Origin of the sequence: Micromonospora sp. NPDC005174, assembly GCF_040608495.1 — a bacterium.
GTDB lineage: Bacteria > Actinomycetota > Actinomycetes > Mycobacteriales > Micromonosporaceae > Micromonospora.
Genome location: NZ_JBEXIJ010000018.1, coordinates 1 through 15,389, shown reverse-complemented (window position 1 = coordinate 15,389; position 15,389 = coordinate 1). Strand labels below are relative to the sequence as shown.

Annotated in this window: 12 protein-coding genes and 1 pseudogene; 8 read left to right on the top strand and 5 right to left on the bottom strand. The window is 73.4% G+C overall.

Features of this window, described 5'->3' with window-relative positions; translation table 11 throughout:
* Positions 1-96: 96 nt before the first annotated feature.
* A complete protein-coding gene (locus ABZU91_RS20205) occupies positions 97-882 on the bottom strand; it encodes a DeoR/GlpR family DNA-binding transcription regulator (protein ID WP_088987368.1) in 786 nt (261 codons plus the stop codon).
* A gap of 309 nt (positions 883-1,191) precedes the next feature.
* On the opposite strand from ABZU91_RS20205, the gene ABZU91_RS20200 reads away from it, so the two are divergent.
* On the top strand, positions 1,192-2,142 hold the full coding sequence (locus ABZU91_RS20200) for an ROK family protein (protein WP_355242393.1): 951 nt from the start codon (positions 1,192-1,194) through the stop codon (positions 2,140-2,142).
* Positions 2,139-3,248 (top strand): N-acetylglucosamine-6-phosphate deacetylase, encoded by a 1,110-nt coding sequence (nagA, locus tag ABZU91_RS20195; protein WP_355242390.1) that lies wholly within the window; start codon positions 2,139-2,141, stop codon positions 3,246-3,248. Before ABZU91_RS20200 ends, nagA begins: the two co-directional genes overlap by 4 nt.
* Before the next feature lie 16 nt (positions 3,249-3,264).
* Here nagA and ABZU91_RS20190 read toward each other — a convergent pair whose 3' ends face one another.
* The gene (locus ABZU91_RS20190) at positions 3,265-4,488 is read right to left on the bottom strand and encodes a DUF4032 domain-containing protein (RefSeq protein ID WP_355242388.1); all 1,224 of its coding nucleotides are present in this window, start codon (positions 4,486-4,488) and stop codon (positions 3,265-3,267) included.
* A gap of 90 nt (positions 4,489-4,578) precedes the next feature.
* Here ABZU91_RS20190 and ABZU91_RS20185 point away from each other — a divergent pair, with 90 nt between their 5' ends.
* Positions 4,579-5,325, top strand: coding sequence for a phosphatase PAP2 family protein (locus tag ABZU91_RS20185; protein ID WP_355242385.1), 747 nt, complete (start codon positions 4,579-4,581; stop codon positions 5,323-5,325).
* A gap of 10 nt (positions 5,326-5,335) precedes the next feature.
* Entirely contained in the window at positions 5,336-6,574 is a 1,239-nt protein-coding gene (locus ABZU91_RS20180; protein WP_355242382.1) for an APC family permease, read from the top strand.
* 48 nt (positions 6,575-6,622) lie between these two features.
* Here the strand turns inward: ABZU91_RS20180 and ABZU91_RS20175 are convergent.
* Positions 6,623-8,362 (bottom strand): annotated as a pseudogene (locus ABZU91_RS20175) (NAD-binding protein); the annotation flags it as partial.
* 94 nt (positions 8,363-8,456) lie between these two features.
* Between ABZU91_RS20175 and ABZU91_RS20170 the strand changes: the two are divergent.
* The 4 genes from ABZU91_RS20170 (at position 8,457) to ABZU91_RS20155 (ending at position 12,483) form a co-directional block, all read left to right on the top strand.
* Positions 8,457-8,939, top strand: a complete 483-nt coding sequence (locus ABZU91_RS20170; RefSeq protein WP_355242378.1) for an MSMEG_6728 family protein — start codon at positions 8,457-8,459, stop codon at positions 8,937-8,939.
* 29 nt (positions 8,940-8,968) lie between these two features.
* Positions 8,969-10,522 (top strand): FAD-dependent oxidoreductase, encoded by a 1,554-nt coding sequence (locus tag ABZU91_RS20165; protein ID WP_355242375.1) that lies wholly within the window; start codon positions 8,969-8,971, stop codon positions 10,520-10,522.
* A 66-nt stretch (positions 10,523-10,588) separates the two neighbouring features.
* Entirely contained in the window at positions 10,589-11,824 is a 1,236-nt protein-coding gene (locus ABZU91_RS20160; RefSeq protein ID WP_355242372.1) for a hypothetical protein, read from the top strand.
* A gap of 215 nt (positions 11,825-12,039) precedes the next feature.
* Entirely contained in the window at positions 12,040-12,483 is a 444-nt protein-coding gene (locus ABZU91_RS20155) for an HNH endonuclease (RefSeq protein ID WP_355242369.1), read from the top strand.
* Between the two features lie 71 nt (positions 12,484-12,554).
* Here ABZU91_RS20155 and ABZU91_RS20150 read toward each other — a convergent pair whose 3' ends face one another.
* Positions 12,555-14,222, bottom strand: coding sequence for a serine/threonine-protein kinase (locus tag ABZU91_RS20150; RefSeq protein WP_355242366.1), 1,668 nt, complete (start codon positions 14,220-14,222; stop codon positions 12,555-12,557).
* Between the two features lie 326 nt (positions 14,223-14,548).
* Entirely contained in the window at positions 14,549-15,316 is a 768-nt protein-coding gene (locus ABZU91_RS20145; protein ID WP_355242697.1) for an enoyl-CoA hydratase/isomerase family protein, read from the bottom strand.
* Between the last annotated feature and the right edge of the window lie 73 nt (positions 15,317-15,389).

The window sequence follows — 15,389 nt, the reverse complement described above, 5'->3', positions numbered from 1 at the left end:
GTGACAGCCGACACCATACGCGGTATGCAGCGGTGCGCAATACGCGGTATGCATTGACACGCCGGTCGATGCATTTCATCGACGGAGCGTGACCGTTCAGGCGCAGACGACCTGCACGCCGGCGGCCCGGAACGCCTCCACCACCTCGGGCGCGGCCCCGGAGTCGGTCACCAGCGTCTCGACCCGCTCGACCGGGCAGATCCGGGCGAAGGCGTGACCGCCCAACTTGGACGAGTCCGCGATGATCACGACCCGCTTGGCACGGGCCACCATCAGGTTGTTCATGGCCGCCTCCCCCTCGTGGTGGGCGGCGGCGCCGAGCTGCGGGTCGATCGCGTCCACGCCGAGCAGAGCGACGTCGAGGGTGACCTCACGCAGCAACGCGCCGCCCAGCGGGCCGACCAGCTCGAACGACTTCGGGCGCACCACGCCGCCGGCCACCACGACCTTCATCCGCGACCGTACGAGCAGCTCGTTGGCGATGTTCAGCGCGTTCGTCACGACGGTGAGCTGGGCACCTTCGGCGCTGGTGTTCAGGTCCGGCCGGACGGCGAGCGCCCGGGCCACCTCCGTGCTGGTGGTGCCGCCGTTCAGGCCGACCACGGTGCCGGGCGTGACCAGCGCCGCGGCGGCGGCCCCGATCCGCTGCTTCTCGGCCGAGTGCTTGGCCGTCTTGTAGCGCAGGGGCAGGTCGTACGACACGCCGTTGGCGACCGCGCCACCCCGGGTTCTGGTGATCATCTGCTGCTGGGCGAGCTGGTCGAAGTCGCGCCGGATGGTGGCCTGGGAGACGTCCAGCCGCTCGGCGGCCGCCTCGACGCTGACCCGACCGTTGTCGGTCAGCATCTCCAGCAGGGCGTTCCATCTGGCGTACCGGTCCACCTCGGCGACCCTCCCAGCAACTGCACGCTCGGTGATTGATTGCGTGCACACTAGTGCGCGAAACTGGGCGGGCGCAAAAGGCCGGTCTGCGCGATCGGCCGGCCGGTTGCCACGACCACCCCGGTTCGCGCAGAATAACGCGCGAAATATGGCCCTAACGAGCCGTATTGCGCAGACAGGTCGGCCCTGCGAGGAGTTACCGATGGCGTACGTGGACGCGGAGATCGCGAGCCAACCCGACTGCTGGCGGGAGGCCGCCTCGCTGTCCGCCGACGCTTCCCGACACCTGTCCCGGTCCGTGGTACTCGCATGAGCGACCGGGTGGTCGTGGCGCTGGACATCGGCGGCACCGGCATGAAGTGCGCCCTGGTCCGGCCGGACGGCGTCGCCGTACGCACCGAACGACACCCCACCGACGCCGCGCGCGGCCCGGCCGCCGTGGTCGACACCATCCTCGACGTCGCCGAGGGACTGGCCGCCAAGGCCCGCGCCGACGGCCTCACCCCGGTCGCGATCGGCGTCGCGGTCCCCGGGGTCGTGGACGAGGCACGCGGGGTCGCGGTGTGGTCGGCGAACGTGGGCTTCCGGGACGTACCGCTGCGGGACCTGGCGGTGCGGCGGCTCGGACTGCCCACCGCGCTCGGCCACGACGTACGCGTCGGTGGTCTCGCCGAGGCCCGGCTCGGCGCCGGACGCGGCGCCGACCACGTGCTCTTCGTGGCGATCGGTACCGGCATCGCCGCCGCGCACGTGGTCGACGGGATGGCAGCCGTCGGCGCGCACGGCGCGGCCGGCGAGATCGGCCACATCATGGTCCGACCCGACGGCCCACGCTGCGGATGCGGGCGACCCGGCTGCCTGGAGGCAGTCGCCTCGGCGTCCGCGATCGGCCGGCGCTACACCGAACTGGCCGGCGGCAGCCCCGACGCCCCGGCGACGGCGGCCGCCGTCGCGGAACGCGCCGCGGCCGGCGAACCACTCGCCGCCCAGGTCTGGCGAGCTGCCGTCGAGGCACTCGCCGACGGCCTCGCCACCGGGCAGGCGCTGTTCGACGTGACGACGATCGTGCTCGGCGGCGGTCTCGCCCAGGCGGGTGACCTGCTGCTCGTCCCCCTGCGGGCGGCCCTGCACGACCGGATGACCTTCCACCGGGAGCCGCGTCTCGTCGCGGCGGCCCTCGGCGACGAGGCGGGCTGCCTGGGCGCTGCCCTCCTCGCGCTGGACACCCTGACCGTGCTTGACCATCAGGAGGAACGATGACCGAACGGGTGAACGGCCGAGTGGTGACCCCGAACGGTGTCATCCGGCAGGGGTGCGTCGAGTGGGACGGCGAACGGATCACCGCCGTGGCCGAGTATCCGTCGGTCCGCGACGGGCACTGGATCCTGCCGGGCTTCGTCGACATGCACACGCACGGCGGCGGCGGGCACACCTTCACCACCGGGGACGCCGACCAGGCCCGCGCGGCGGCCGCCTTCCACCTGGGACACGGCACCACCACGCTGTTGGCCAGCCTGGTCAGCGCGCCCCTGGAGGTGATGCGCTCGGCCACCGAGGCGTTCGCCCCGCTCGTCGACGAGGGGGTGCTGGCGGGAATCCACTTCGAGGGCCCCTACCTCTCCGCCGACCGCTGCGGCGCGCAGAACCCCGAGTACCTGCGCGACCCGTCGACCGACGAGCTGGCCGAGCTGATCGAGCTGGGCCGCGGCGCGATCCGCATGGTCACCCTCGCCCCGGAGCGCGACGGAGCGCTGGAGGCGATCAAGCTGCTCACCGCGCAGCGCGTGGTGGCCGCCGTGGGCCACACCGACGCCACCTACGAGCAGACCCGGGCCGCGATCGCCGCCGGGGCGAGCGTGGGTACGCACCTGTTCAACGGCATGCGCCCGGTGCACCACCGTGAGCCGGGCCCGGTGGTGGCCCTGCTCGACGCGTCCACAGTGGTCTGCGAACTGGTCGCCGACGGCGTGCACCTGCACGACGGCATGCTGACCTTCACCACGACGACCGCCGGACCCGACCGGGCGGCGCTGATCACCGACGCCATGGCCGCCGCCGGAATGGCCGACGGTGAGTACGAGTTGGGCGGTCAGGCCGTCACGGTGACCGACGGCGTGGCCCGGCTCGCCCGCGACGGCGCGATCGCCGGCAGCACGCTGACCATGGACGCGGCGCTCCGGCACGCGGTGCACGCCGGAATCCCGATGGCCGACGCCGCCCGGATGGCGGCGACCACCCCGGCCCGCGCGATCGGTCTGGGCGACCGGCTCGGTGCCCTCCAGGTCGGTCTCCGCTCCGACCTCGTCGTGCTCGACGACGAGCTGAACGTCGTGCGGGTGCTGCGCGCAGGCTCCTGGGTGGAGTGACGAAGCGGCAGTCGGCTCAGCCCAGGGCGGGGGCGTCGACGCCGAGGATGGCCTGTTCGTCGGGGCGGTGCACCAGCACGTCCGCCAGGTACGTCTGCACAGCGGGCGCCATCCCGACGTCCCGGCCGGCCCGCTCGGAGAGCAGCCACTTGTGCTCGATGATCTGCGCGAACAGCTCCTGCGGCTCCAACTTGCGACGCAGGTGCGCGGGCACGGCCCGGACCACCGGCTCGAAGACCTCGGTCAGCCAGCGGTGCGCCGCCTGCTGCTCGTCGGTCAGGTCGCTCTCCGCGCGGTAGGCGTCCAGGTCGTTGAGCAGCTTGCGGGCCTGGTTCTCCTCGGCGTCGAGGCCGGTCAGCCGCAGCAGCCGCCGGGTGTGGTAGCCGGCGTCGACGACCTTCGGCCGGACCAGGTAACGCCCGTCCTCGGCACTCGACATGGCCACCTCGGCCACGTCGAAACCCAGGTCGTTGAGGCGACGGATCCGGCCCTCGATGTCGTGCCGGGCCTCCCGCTCGATCGCCTGCTCATAGGTGATCTCGTGCCACAGCCGCTCGTAGCGCTGCACGACCTCCTCGCAGACCGCCTCCGGGTCGATGGACTCGTGCAGCAGGCCGGCGGCCTGCAGGTCCAGCGCCTCCCCGAAGATGTTCACCCGGGCGATCTCCAGGTCCTCGCCACGCTGACCGTTGGAGAGCGACTGGTGCAGCGCCCCCGTCTCGGCATCGACCAGGTAGGCGGCGAAGGCCCCCGCGTCCCGGCGGAACAGCGTGTTCGACAGCGAGCAGTCGCCCCAGAAGAAGCCGGTCAGGTGCATCCGCACGATCAGGGCGGCGAGCGCGTCGAGCAGCCGGCTCATCGTCTCCGGCCGCAGGGTGTGCGAGAAGAGCGCCCGGTACGGCAGCGAGAACTGGAGGTGCCGCGTGATCAGCACCGACTCGAGGGGTTCCCCGTCGTCGGTCTGCCGGTCCGCGACGACCGCCACCGCCTCGACCGAGGGAAAGTCGATCCGCTCCAGCGACCGGAGCAGGTCGTACTCCCGCTCGGCGATCCGCTCCCGGGTCTCCTTGAAGGCGTACACATAGTCGCCCAACCGGACGAACCGGACGATGTGCCGGGAGATGCCCTGCGGCAGGGCCACCAGATGCTGGGCAGGCCACTCCTCCAGCGGTGTCGACCAGGGCAGGTCGAGAAGCGCCGGGTCGACGAGGGCAGACGTGATCCGCACGGGGACAAGCATGACGCCTCGGCCCCCGCATCCGCCTCACATCGTGGCTGGGCCCACAGCGCCGCGGACCCCGGCCTCGCGCCGGGCCGGTAGCGTGGTCGCGTGCTCAAACCCACGGGTGTACGACGTGACCTGCGGCTACGGCCCGTCCGCCCGGCCGGCTGGTGGTTCGACGCCCTGCTGCTGGCCGGTTTCGGGGCGGTGACCCTGGCGCTGGCGAACGGGGCGCTGCTCGGGCTGGACCTCGCGGTCCGCGAATGGGCCTACGCCCATCACCCGGCGCCGATCTACTGGACGGCGCGGGTGTTGAACTTCCTCGGGCAGGGCGGCTGGCTGCTGATGCCGATCGCCGGGGCGCTCGGGCTGGCGGTCGCGTGGCGCTCCCGCACGGTTCGGCCGCTGCTGCTGCTGGCGGCGGCGTTCGTGCTGCTGTACCTGACGGTCGGCCCGCTCAAGATCCTGACCGATCGGGCCGCGCCCAGCTCGGATCTGCCGCCGGCTCACTCGGTCCGGATCTTCAACGACCTGCCGCCCACCGAGTACGACCTCTCCTATCCGTCGGGGCACGTCGCCAACGCGATCGTCTGGTACGGGGTGATCGCCGTGCTGCTGACCGCCCTGACGGCCGGGCGACTGCACCCGAGCGTGTACCGCCTGATCCGTTTCGCACCGCCGGCGATCCTGCTGGTCACCACGACATACCTGAACTTCCACTGGCTCACCGACGGCGTCGCGGCGCTGCTGCTCAGCCTCTTCCTGGACCGGCTGCTGCACCGGATGCCGTGGGACGATCTGCCGCTCCCCGGTCGGTTACGCGAGTGGGACCGGCCGTTCACGTCGTACACCTAGGGTTCGGCTCGTGGATCGACTGGCGCGGCGGCTGGGCGTACCCGATGCGGTCGTCATCGGGTTGGGCTCGATGCTCGGCGCGGGCGTCTTCGTGGTCTTCGCGCCCGCCGCGGCGGCGGCCGGCGGCGCGGGACTGCTGCCCGCGCTGCTGCTCGCCGGCTTCGTCGCCTTCTGCAACGCGACCAGCTCGGCGCGCCTGGCGGCTCGCTACCCGGAGTCCGGCGGCACCTACGTCTACGGCCGGGAACGCCTCGGACCGCTGGCGGGATTCGTCGCCGGTTGGGGATTCGTGGTCGGCAAGACGGCGAGCTGCGCGGCGATGGCGCTGACCATCGGGGCGTACCTGTGGCCGGGGCAAGCCCGGCTGGTCGCCGTCGGCGCGGTGCTCGCGGTCACCGCCGTGAACCTGCGCGGCATCGGTAAGACGGCCACCGCCACGAAGGCGCTGGTCGCGCTGGTACTCGCCGTGCTGGCCCTCGTCGCGGTCGTCGGTCTGGTCGGCGGGCCGGTGCACCTGGACCGGCTGGCCGACCCCGGCGGCTCCGCGCGGGGTGTGCTCACCGCCGCCGGGCTGCTGTTCTTCGCCTTCGCCGGGTACGCGCGGATCGCCACGCTCGGCGAGGAGGTCCGCGACCCGGAGCGGACCATCCCGCGCGCGGTGCCGCTGGCGCTCGGGGCGGTGCTCGCGATCTACCTGGCGCTGGCCGTGATCACGCTCGGCGTGCTCGGTGCCGACCGGCTGGCCGCGTCCGCAGCGCCCCTGGTCGACGTGGTGACCGCCGCCGGATTGCCGGGTCTGGCCTGGGTGGTCCGCGCCGGGGCGACCGTCGCCGTCGTCGGGGTGCTGCTCTCCCTGGTCGCCGGGGTCGGCAGGACCACGCTCGCCATGGCCCGCCGACGCGACCTGCCCGGCGCGCTGGCCGCCGTACACCCCGTGCACCGGGTGCCGCACCGCGCGGAGCTGGCCGTCGCCGCCGTGGTGATCGCGGTGGTGCTGCTCGGCGACGTGCGGCAGGCGATCGGCTTTTCGAGCTGCACGGTGCTTGTCTACTACGCGATCACCAACGCTGCGGCGCTCACGTTGGGGCGGGACCGGGGGCGACGGCTACCGGTGCAGGTGCTCGCCGGGCTCGGGCTGGTCGGCTGCCTGCTGCTCGCGCTCAACCTGCCGCTGGGCAGCGTCGTCGCCGGTTTCGGCGTACTCGCCGCCGGGGCCGTGTGGCACGGCCTGCGGCAGCGGGATCGCTGAGAGGTCCGTCGCGCGCGGCACCGGGCTGGTCGCCGCGGGCGGGGCGCACTGGCGGGTCAGCCAGTCCAACCCGCGTCGGCGGGCGACAACCGTCAGCCGGTCGCCCGCGAAGATCACCTGTCGCGGGTCGAGGTCCTTCCACCAGATCGTCTTTGCCCCGCCGGTCGGAGTCCGGGCGATCAGCCGGACCTGCCCGTCCCGGTTCACCGTGTCCAGCGGCCGACCGTCCAGCTCGGAACCGGCGGCGACCGGCACCTCGGCGACCGGAAGCGCGTGCCGGTCGACCGGGATGGTGGTGATGACCGCGCGTTCGGTGAGCGCGCCGATGAAGGCTGGCGCGGCCAGATAGGAGACCGAGCGGGACACCCCGAGAGCGAAGCTCTCCTCCACCCGCTCGGCGAAGTCGCCGTCGAAGAGCCGCAGCACCACCCGCAGGTCGTCGCGGAGGTCACGGGCCGCCAACGCCGCCTCCAGGTTGGCGACGTCGTCGGTGGACGCCACCACCAGCGCCTGACAGTTCGCGACCGACGCGGCGGCCAGGGTCTCGGGCAGTGCGGCGTCACCAATGACCAGGGGCACCTCCAACTGCCGGGCCAGGGTCGCTCCGCGCGGCGCCGGGTCCTTGTCGATCGCCACGACCTCGACGTCGTACTCGCGCAGCTGGGCCATGACCCGCGTGCCGACGTTGCCGAGGCCGATCACCACGACGTGCCCGGCGCGAGCCGGTTGCAGCAGACCGGTGTGCAGGGCGAGCCGGGCGTTGACGATGCCGTCCACGACCACAGCGGTGATCAGCGGGATCAGTGCGAGCCCCGCCAGGTTGAGCACCACCTGCATGATCTGGGCGTCGGCGGCCTTGCCGGTGTCCGGGTCGGCGCCGCTGAGCGTGGTGACGAGCGTCAGGTACAGCGCCTCCAACGGCGAGACGTCCTCGGCGCGGGAGATCAGCGCGCCCAGCACCGCGATCACCGCGAGCACCACCATCACCGCGATGCCGATCTTGCGGGTGGCGAAGCCGCGTAGGGCCCGCAGCAGCACCGCGACCGGACGTCGTCGGCGTCGGGCCCGGACCAGCCGCCGCGCGGCAACCTCGGTGCCCGGCGGCTGACCGGTCGCCTCGGCGAGCACCAGGTCCGCGCCGGCCTGCTCGGTAGGCAACAGCTCCATCCCCTGCTGCCCGTCGGGGCGGGCCAGCGCGCACACCACGTCCTGCGCCCGGACGTCGGCACGGCGCGCCACCCGCAACGTCTTGTCCCGGTGTTGGAAGGAACTGGGGTCGACCTCGCCGAGTGCGGCGGCCACGAACGCCGGGGCCGCCATCTCGGCGTCGGAGAGCACCTCGACGGGTGCCTTGATCAGCTTGCGGACGCCGTCGGCGAGGGTGCCGTTGAACATCCGCAGCACCTGGCGGACCCGCTGGTCGACGGCCTGGGCACAGAGCGCGGCGTGCAGGTTGCCCACGTCGTCCTGGTGCAGCAGGGCCAACCCGGTCGCGCCGGCCAGCCCGGCCGCCTCGAAGGTCGCCACGTCCAGGCGCTCCGAGCGGATCACGCGGACACCGCGCAGGCCGGCCACGTCCGGACCGGTACTGCGGTAGCGCTCCGGCACCACGACGGTCACCCGTGCGCCGCCGACGGGAAGGTCGGATTCGAGCATCGCGCGGGCCACGTAGTAGGCGAGGGCATCCCGGCCGCAGATCACGTAGTGCGGTCGCGGGTCGCCGGCGGAGCGGAGCCGCCAGTTCCACTCGACCGCCCGTCGCGCCCGGTCCCGCCACGGCTCCGCCATGCCCGGATCGTAACCAGCACGAACACCCCGGGCGACCCCGCCCGGTTCGTCCCCGGGCAGGCATGGCGACCCGGGCGGTGGGTAGAGCACTGCCATGCAGACCTTCCTCCCGTATCCGGACTTTCTGGCCAGCGCCCGCGTGCTGGACCAGAAGCGGCTGGGCAAGCAGCGGGTGGAGGCCATCCAGGTGCTGCGCGGGCTCACCTGGCCGGGGTACGGCTGGCGCAACCACCCGGCGGTGAAGATGTGGGCCGGGTACGAGGAGGCGTTGACCCGCTACGGGCTGGACATGTGCGCGGTCTGGACCGAGCCGGGCCGGGCCGACACCTGCGCCACGACGCTGACCGTCGACCTCGCCGCCGCGTGCGGGGCAGGTGTCGTACGTACGCAGGACGAGCTGGCCCAGGCGGGTGACCTGCCGCCCTGGCTCGGCCGCGACGACCTGCACCTGAGCCACCGATCGTCCCTGCTCCGCAAGGACCCGACGCACTACGGCCCGATCTTCGGCGTCGACACACCGGACGACCTGGAGTACGTCTGGCCCGCGTCCGACCGGGCGCGGCGCTGCCTGCCGTAGGAGACTGGCGGCAGACGAGGGAGGTACCCGTGGCGCTGTCGCGTGTGGTGGGTCGGCTCATCGGCGTACGCCAGCACCTGGTGGACCCGGGCGGTGCTGGCGCCGACCGCGTGCCGCAACCGGTCACGGCGGTCGTGGTCGGCGGTGGGATCGCCGGCATGTCGGCGGCGGTGGTGCTCGCCGAGCGCGGCGTGGACGTGACGGTGCTGGAGGCGGCACCGACCGTCGGCGGACGGCTGGGCGCCTGGCCCGAGGCCCTGCCCGACGGGGAACAGCAGAACGAGCACGGCTTCCACGCGTTCTTTCGGCAGTACTACAACTGGCGGTCCATCCTCCGCCGCGTCGAGCCCGACCTGGGCTTTCTCAAGCCGATCCCGGGCTATCCGATCCTGAGCGCCGAGTGGCCGACCGAGGAGTTCGGCAGGCTGCCCCCCGCGCCCCCGGCGAACCTGCTGGCGCTGCTGCTGCGCAGTCCCAGCCTGCGCCTGGCCGACCTGCGGTCGATGGACCGGGACGCGGCGCTGCCGCTGCTCACCTACGACCCGGTGCGCACCTACGCGGAGTTGGACGACACGACCGCCGACGAGTTGCTGGCCTCGCTGCGGCTGCCGGATCGGGCGCGGGCGATGCTGTTCGAGGTCTTCTCGCACTCGTTCTTCAACCACGAGGCGGAGATGTCGGCCGCCGAGATGGTCGCCCAGTTCCACTTCTACCTGCTCGGCAACCCGGAAGGGCTGGCCTTCGACTGCCCCGACGAGGATTACGCGACGGCGATCTGGCAGCCGCTGACCGGGCATGTGGAGAAGCACGGCGGTCGCGTGCTCACCCGCTCGGGAGTGACCGGGGTGCACCGCGACGGCGACGGCTGGCGGGTGACGACCACCGACGGCAGTGACCACCGGGCGGCCCACGTGGTGCTGGCCGTCGATCCGCCCGCGCTCGCCGCGCTGGTGGCGGCCTCCCCCGACCTGGTCGCGCGGGCACCGGGGCTGGCGGCGCGGATGCCCAGCTTCGGCACGCCCGGCCCGCCGTACGCGGTGGCCCGGTACTGGTGCGACGGTGACGTCGCTGCCGACCGGGCGGTGTTCAGCGGGGTGTCCCGGCAGCCCACACTGGACTCGGTGACGTTGTACCACCGGCTGGAGAACGAGTCGCGGCGCTGGGCGCGCCGCACCGGCGGTTCGGTCGTCGAGCTGCACGCGTACGCCTGCGAGCCCGGTGTGCCGGCCGAGGAGTTGGCCGAGCGGATGCGCCGCGAGCTGGTGGCACTCTGGCCGGAGGCGGCTGACCTGCGGGTCCGGGAGCTGCGTGCCCGGGTGGAGGCGCAGGCGCCGGCGTTCACGCCGGGCAGCCACGCCTGGCGTCCCGGGGTCCGCACCGAGGCTCCCGGTGTCTATCTGGCCGGCGACGGGATCGCGACGGACTTCCCGACCGCCCTGATGGAACGGTCCGCGTCGACCGGGATCATCGCGGCGAACCACATCCTGCGCGAACAGGGTGTCGCGGGCGAGCCGGTGCGCTCGGTCCGCCCGCGGGGCCTGTTGGCGGGGCGAGGCACCCCAAACCGACAAAAAGCCACATAAGCGACGGTACGCTGCCGTACGCTCGGTTGATCATCCGTCGATCGACCGGGCGGGAGGGCAGCGGCGATGTCACCCCTGCACCGCGCTGGCGCGGCGGACGCACGAGCCGAGGCGACCGCGCGGGACGACGCGTACCCGCTGATCCGTGACGAGCGCGCCTGCGTCGTCACCGCGCTGCGACTGGGCTGGTGGATGGCGGACGCCTACCACCAGGGACAGCACGCCGAGCCCGCCCCGGCGACCCCGGTCCACCCGCCGGCCAAGCTCTCCAACCTGACCGAGATGTCGCTCCCGCGCCGGATGCGGATGTACCTGGACGGCGTTGACGTCGCGCTGGCCCAGATCTCGGCCCTCACCCGGCACAGCGGCTCGTTGCCCGACACGTCCGCCGCCCGCACCCACCTGCCCGACCTGGACCGTATGCCCGACCCGGACCGGCTGCCCGACCTGGAACAGCCCGGTCTGATCGACACCGAACCGCTGCTGCTCGCCCTCGACGACCTCAACGTGGACGTGCTGCGCTGGGCGATGGCCACCAACCTCCGGGTCGGGCTGGCCTACCGGCTGGGCCGGTCGCTGGCCGACACGGTTCGCCCCGGCGACGCCGCCCAACTGCTGCGCCGCTTCGACGGCCGGCAGATCCAGATCAGCCGGTGGCTGGACGAGTTGGCCAGCGTGCTTCCCCCGTACTCGGCCGCGGTGGTACGCCGCTCGCTGGCCGCGTGGGCGGTCGCCGTCGAACGGGCGGGTCGAGGTGATCCGGCGGAACCGGAGCCCGCCGAGCTGAGCCGCGAACTGCGCAACCAGGGCGACCTCTGGCGCGGCGTGCTTACCGGCGGACTGCACCCGCGCGACCTGCTCGACGAGGAGGACTACGCGGTGGTCGCCCGAAACCTGATCATCCGGGACCGGCGGCTGGTGGCCCAGGCCGCCCGGGGCATCTTCTGGCCGGTGCTGGTGCCGTTGCTGGTGGTGCTCTTCGCGCTGGTCGGGGTCAGTGCCGCCGCGGCGGCCGGCTCACCGACCACGCGGGCCGCCGTCGCCCTCCTCGGCCTGGGTGCCGGGCTGGCCGCCATCTGGCGCTCGGTCTCCGGACCTGCGCTGGCGGTCGCCAGCGAGATCAACCGGCCGCTGCTGGACAGCGAACTCACCGCCCGGATGGCACTGCGGCTGGACCGCCCGTTGACCACCGCCCGCAGCGCGGCCGGGGTCGCTCCCCAAACCCGGCGGCAGCGTCGTCCCGAGGAGCCGGGCGGCCGATCGAAATACGTTGCCCCCCGCTCCCGTGCGGACCTACCGTGATCGCGCAAGGTCAACCACCACCGCGGGAGCAGATCATGACGATGTCGCACGTCACCACCGTGCCGTCGTCGCTGCTGCGCGGCCGCGGTCGCCTTGTGGAAGGTCCCCGGCCGGGCCGGCCCGACTGACGCGTACCCGTACGCGCCGAGCCGCCCGTCCGAACGCCGGACCGGGCGGCTCTTTGCTGTCCGTCGCCACTGTCGAAAGGAGTCCCGGTGGACGCCGTCCTCGTCGTCAACGCCGACCTCGGCCCGCTGCACCGGGTCACCGTCCAACACGCCGTACGGATGCTCTGCCGACGGGTGGCCGAGATCCACGAGGCGGAGCCGGATCGGCTGATCGGGGTCTTCCCGCTGCCCCGGGTGGTGCGGCTGGTCCGCTATGTCGTCACCCGGTGGCGGTTCAACTCCGGACCGGCCTGGTCCCGGGCCGGAGTGCTGCGCCGCGACGAGCGCTGCTGCGCGTACTGCGATGGTCCGGCGTCGACCATCGACCACATCCTGCCGCGTTCCCGAGGTGGCCGGAACACGTGGCGCAACACCACCGCCGCCTGCTACGGCTGCAACCAGCGCAAGGGCGACCGGACCCCGGCCGAGGCGGGCATGCCGCTGCGCCGGGAGCCGGTGACCCCGGGCTGGTCGGCGCTCGCCGGGCGGTGATCGACCGGCCGGCGGGAACGGGGGGCCGCGTCCGGGGGTACGCCCCGGCGCTGCACCCGCCGGCCCCCAGGTCAGGTGGCGCGCTCACTGACCTTCGGCTTCGGCCGCCCGGCGGCGCAGTGGACGCGGATCTCGCTGGTGTGCTCGGGTGAGGTCAACTCCACCCTGACCTGCTTCGCCGGCCCCGCGTCGTACGGCGTCACCTGGTAACCCGACGCGGGGTTGACCGTGAGCAGTTCGGCCGAACCCCCGACACAGCGGACGGTGACCGTTCCGCCCTGGGCGCGCACCATGAGCCCCGGGGATTCGGCGGGCGTTGACGCGTCCGTGGGCGCGACCGTCGGCGCGAGGGTCGGCGGCGGCTGACCCGGGGCCGACGGCCGGCCCGGGCCCGCTCCGGGGCCAGGTCGGGGAGCGGCCGACGTGGCAGGGGCGGTCGGGTCGGCGGGCGGACGCACAGTGGACGGTTCGGGCTGCGCGACGGTCTCCGGCAGGCCCACCGTGGTGGTGCCGCCCGTGCCGATCCCGGTTCGCGGGTTCGTCCCGTCGTGCCGCCGCGTGCCGTAGTCGCCGAGCGAACCAGCCACCGCTACCGCGGCGATCACCGCACCGCCGACCACCAGCGCCACCCGTCGGCGACGCCAGGACCGTCGCTGGGGAGCGCCGGAAGCAGCCCGGTTCACGCCGTCAGCCGTCGGGGCCGCCACGCCGCCACCAACTTCCGGGTCCTCACCCGCTGCGGCCTTACGCTCCGGGTCCTCACCCGCGGCCCCATCCGCCCCGGCCTCACCAGCGCCAACCTCACCAGCTCCGGCCGAGGGGGCAGCGGGCGAGCCGGTGGCGGCCGACCTGTCCCCGCCGGACGGCCCGGAAGCAGCGGTCGCACCGGAGGCAGCGGTCGACCCGGCAGCGGCGGTCTCGCCGGCCAGCCCGGAGACGACCGTGAGCAGGATGCGGGCCACTTCGGCGGCCGGGGGCCGGTCGTCGGGGTTGCGAGCCAGACACCAGTGGTAGAGCCGGTGGACCTCTGCGGGCACCCGGTCGATCTCGGGTAGCGGGTCCGGATCGACGTGCACGTGGGCACGGAGCATTCCGGTCTGCGTCTCGGCAGCCCACGGCAGTCGGCCGGTGAGCGTCCGGTGCAGGAGCAGGCCGAGCGCGTACACGTCGGAGGCCGGCAGGACCTCGCCGGCCGCCAGTCGCTCCGGGGCGAGGTACGCGGGCGTACCGAGCAGCCGGCCGTCGAAGTCGATCTCGGAGTCACCGGCGGCCGCCGCGATACCGAAGTCGAGCACCTTCGCGCCGGTGGGGGTGAGCATCACGTTGCTCGGCTTCACGTCCCGGTGCACCAGCCCCTGCGCGTGCGCTGCCTCGATGGCGGATGCCACCTCGGCACAGACCCGCAGCGCGGCGCGGGGCGGCAGCGGGCCGGCGGCCAGCCGTCGTTCGAGGGTGTCGCCGTTGAGCAGTTCCAGCACCACGAACGGCACCTGGGCACCGTCCAGAAGCGACTCGCCGAAGTCGTAGACGTTCGTCACGTGCGGGTGCGACAACCGGGCCGCCGCCTTGGCCTCGGCCCGGATTCGCTGCCGGGCGTTGGGGTCCGAGGCGACGAGCACCTTCACCGCCACGTCCCGTTCGAGCACCTCGTCGTACGCCCGGTACACCGCCGACATGCCGCCGCTGCCGAGACGCTCCAGGAGCCGGTAGCGGCCCGCAAGCAACTGATCACGCTGCACGACGGACAGCCTGCCGTACGACCCGGGGCGGGCACCACGCGGGATCGAGGTTTCGCAATGGGTGGAACCCGACCGGGGCGTGGCCGGCCCGGCAGGCGAGGCCCCCGAGTACCTGAGCACGCCCTTTGCTCTGCTTCAACGGAGGCGACACTCACGACCCGTGGCTGTTGCCTCCGCTGAAGCAGAGCAAAGGGAGCGAAGGCAGGTGGCGGGCGCTACCGGGCGGAGCCGGCACCGGGCGGAGCCGGCACCGGGGCCCAGCGCGGCGGATCCACCTCAGCGACGCCTCGGCCGCAGACGGCGACGACGGGCGTGGGCGACCAGCCTCAGCGCTCGCTCGGCGCCTGCCAGGCGAAGCGGGGAGCACGGCGCTCCGCCATGGCCGCCACGCCCTCCCGGGCCTCGCCGCTGTCCGCGACCTTCCGGTGCCACCAGGCGATCCGCGCCGGTCCGGCCCGGTCGTCGACGATCTCCTTGGCGGCGGCGGCGCTCAGCGCTGACCGCTGGGCGATCGTGGCGGTGAGGTCGTCCACCCGCCCGGCGAGACGGTCGCCCGGCAGGACCTCGTCGACCAGGCCGATCCGTAGGGCGCGCTCGGCGTCGATCAGCTCGGCGGTGAAGAGCAGGTGCTTCGCCGCGGACGGGCCGACCAGTCGCGCCAGCCGGCGCGTCGTCGGCGCAGGGTAGACCAGGCCGAGCCGGGCCGGGGGTACGCCGAACCGGGCGTCGTCCGAGGCGATCCGCAGGTCACAGGCGACCGCGAGCTGCGCGCCGCCCCCGACGCAGGCACCTCGGATCGCCGCGATGGTTGGCTTGGCGAAGCTTGCCAGCCGCTCCTCGGCGGCCACCGCGATGCTGGTGTCGCCGGCCTCCAGCAGCTCGGCCAGATCACCGAGGTCGGCACCGGCGCAGAAGGCGTCGCCCGCGCCGGTGAGCACCAGGGCCCGCACGTCGGGGTCGGGTTCCAGCCGGTCGAGCAGTTCGGGGAGTTGCCGCCACATGGCCGCCGTCATCGCGTTCCGGCGAGCCGGGTTGTGGATCACGACCGTCGCCACCGGTCCGGCCACCGCGACAGTCAACTCCGCGTCCGACACGCAAGCCCCCTCTTCCCACGCCAACCGCCCAAGACTGCCAGACCCGGCGGCCACCGTTGCGGTGGCCGCCGGG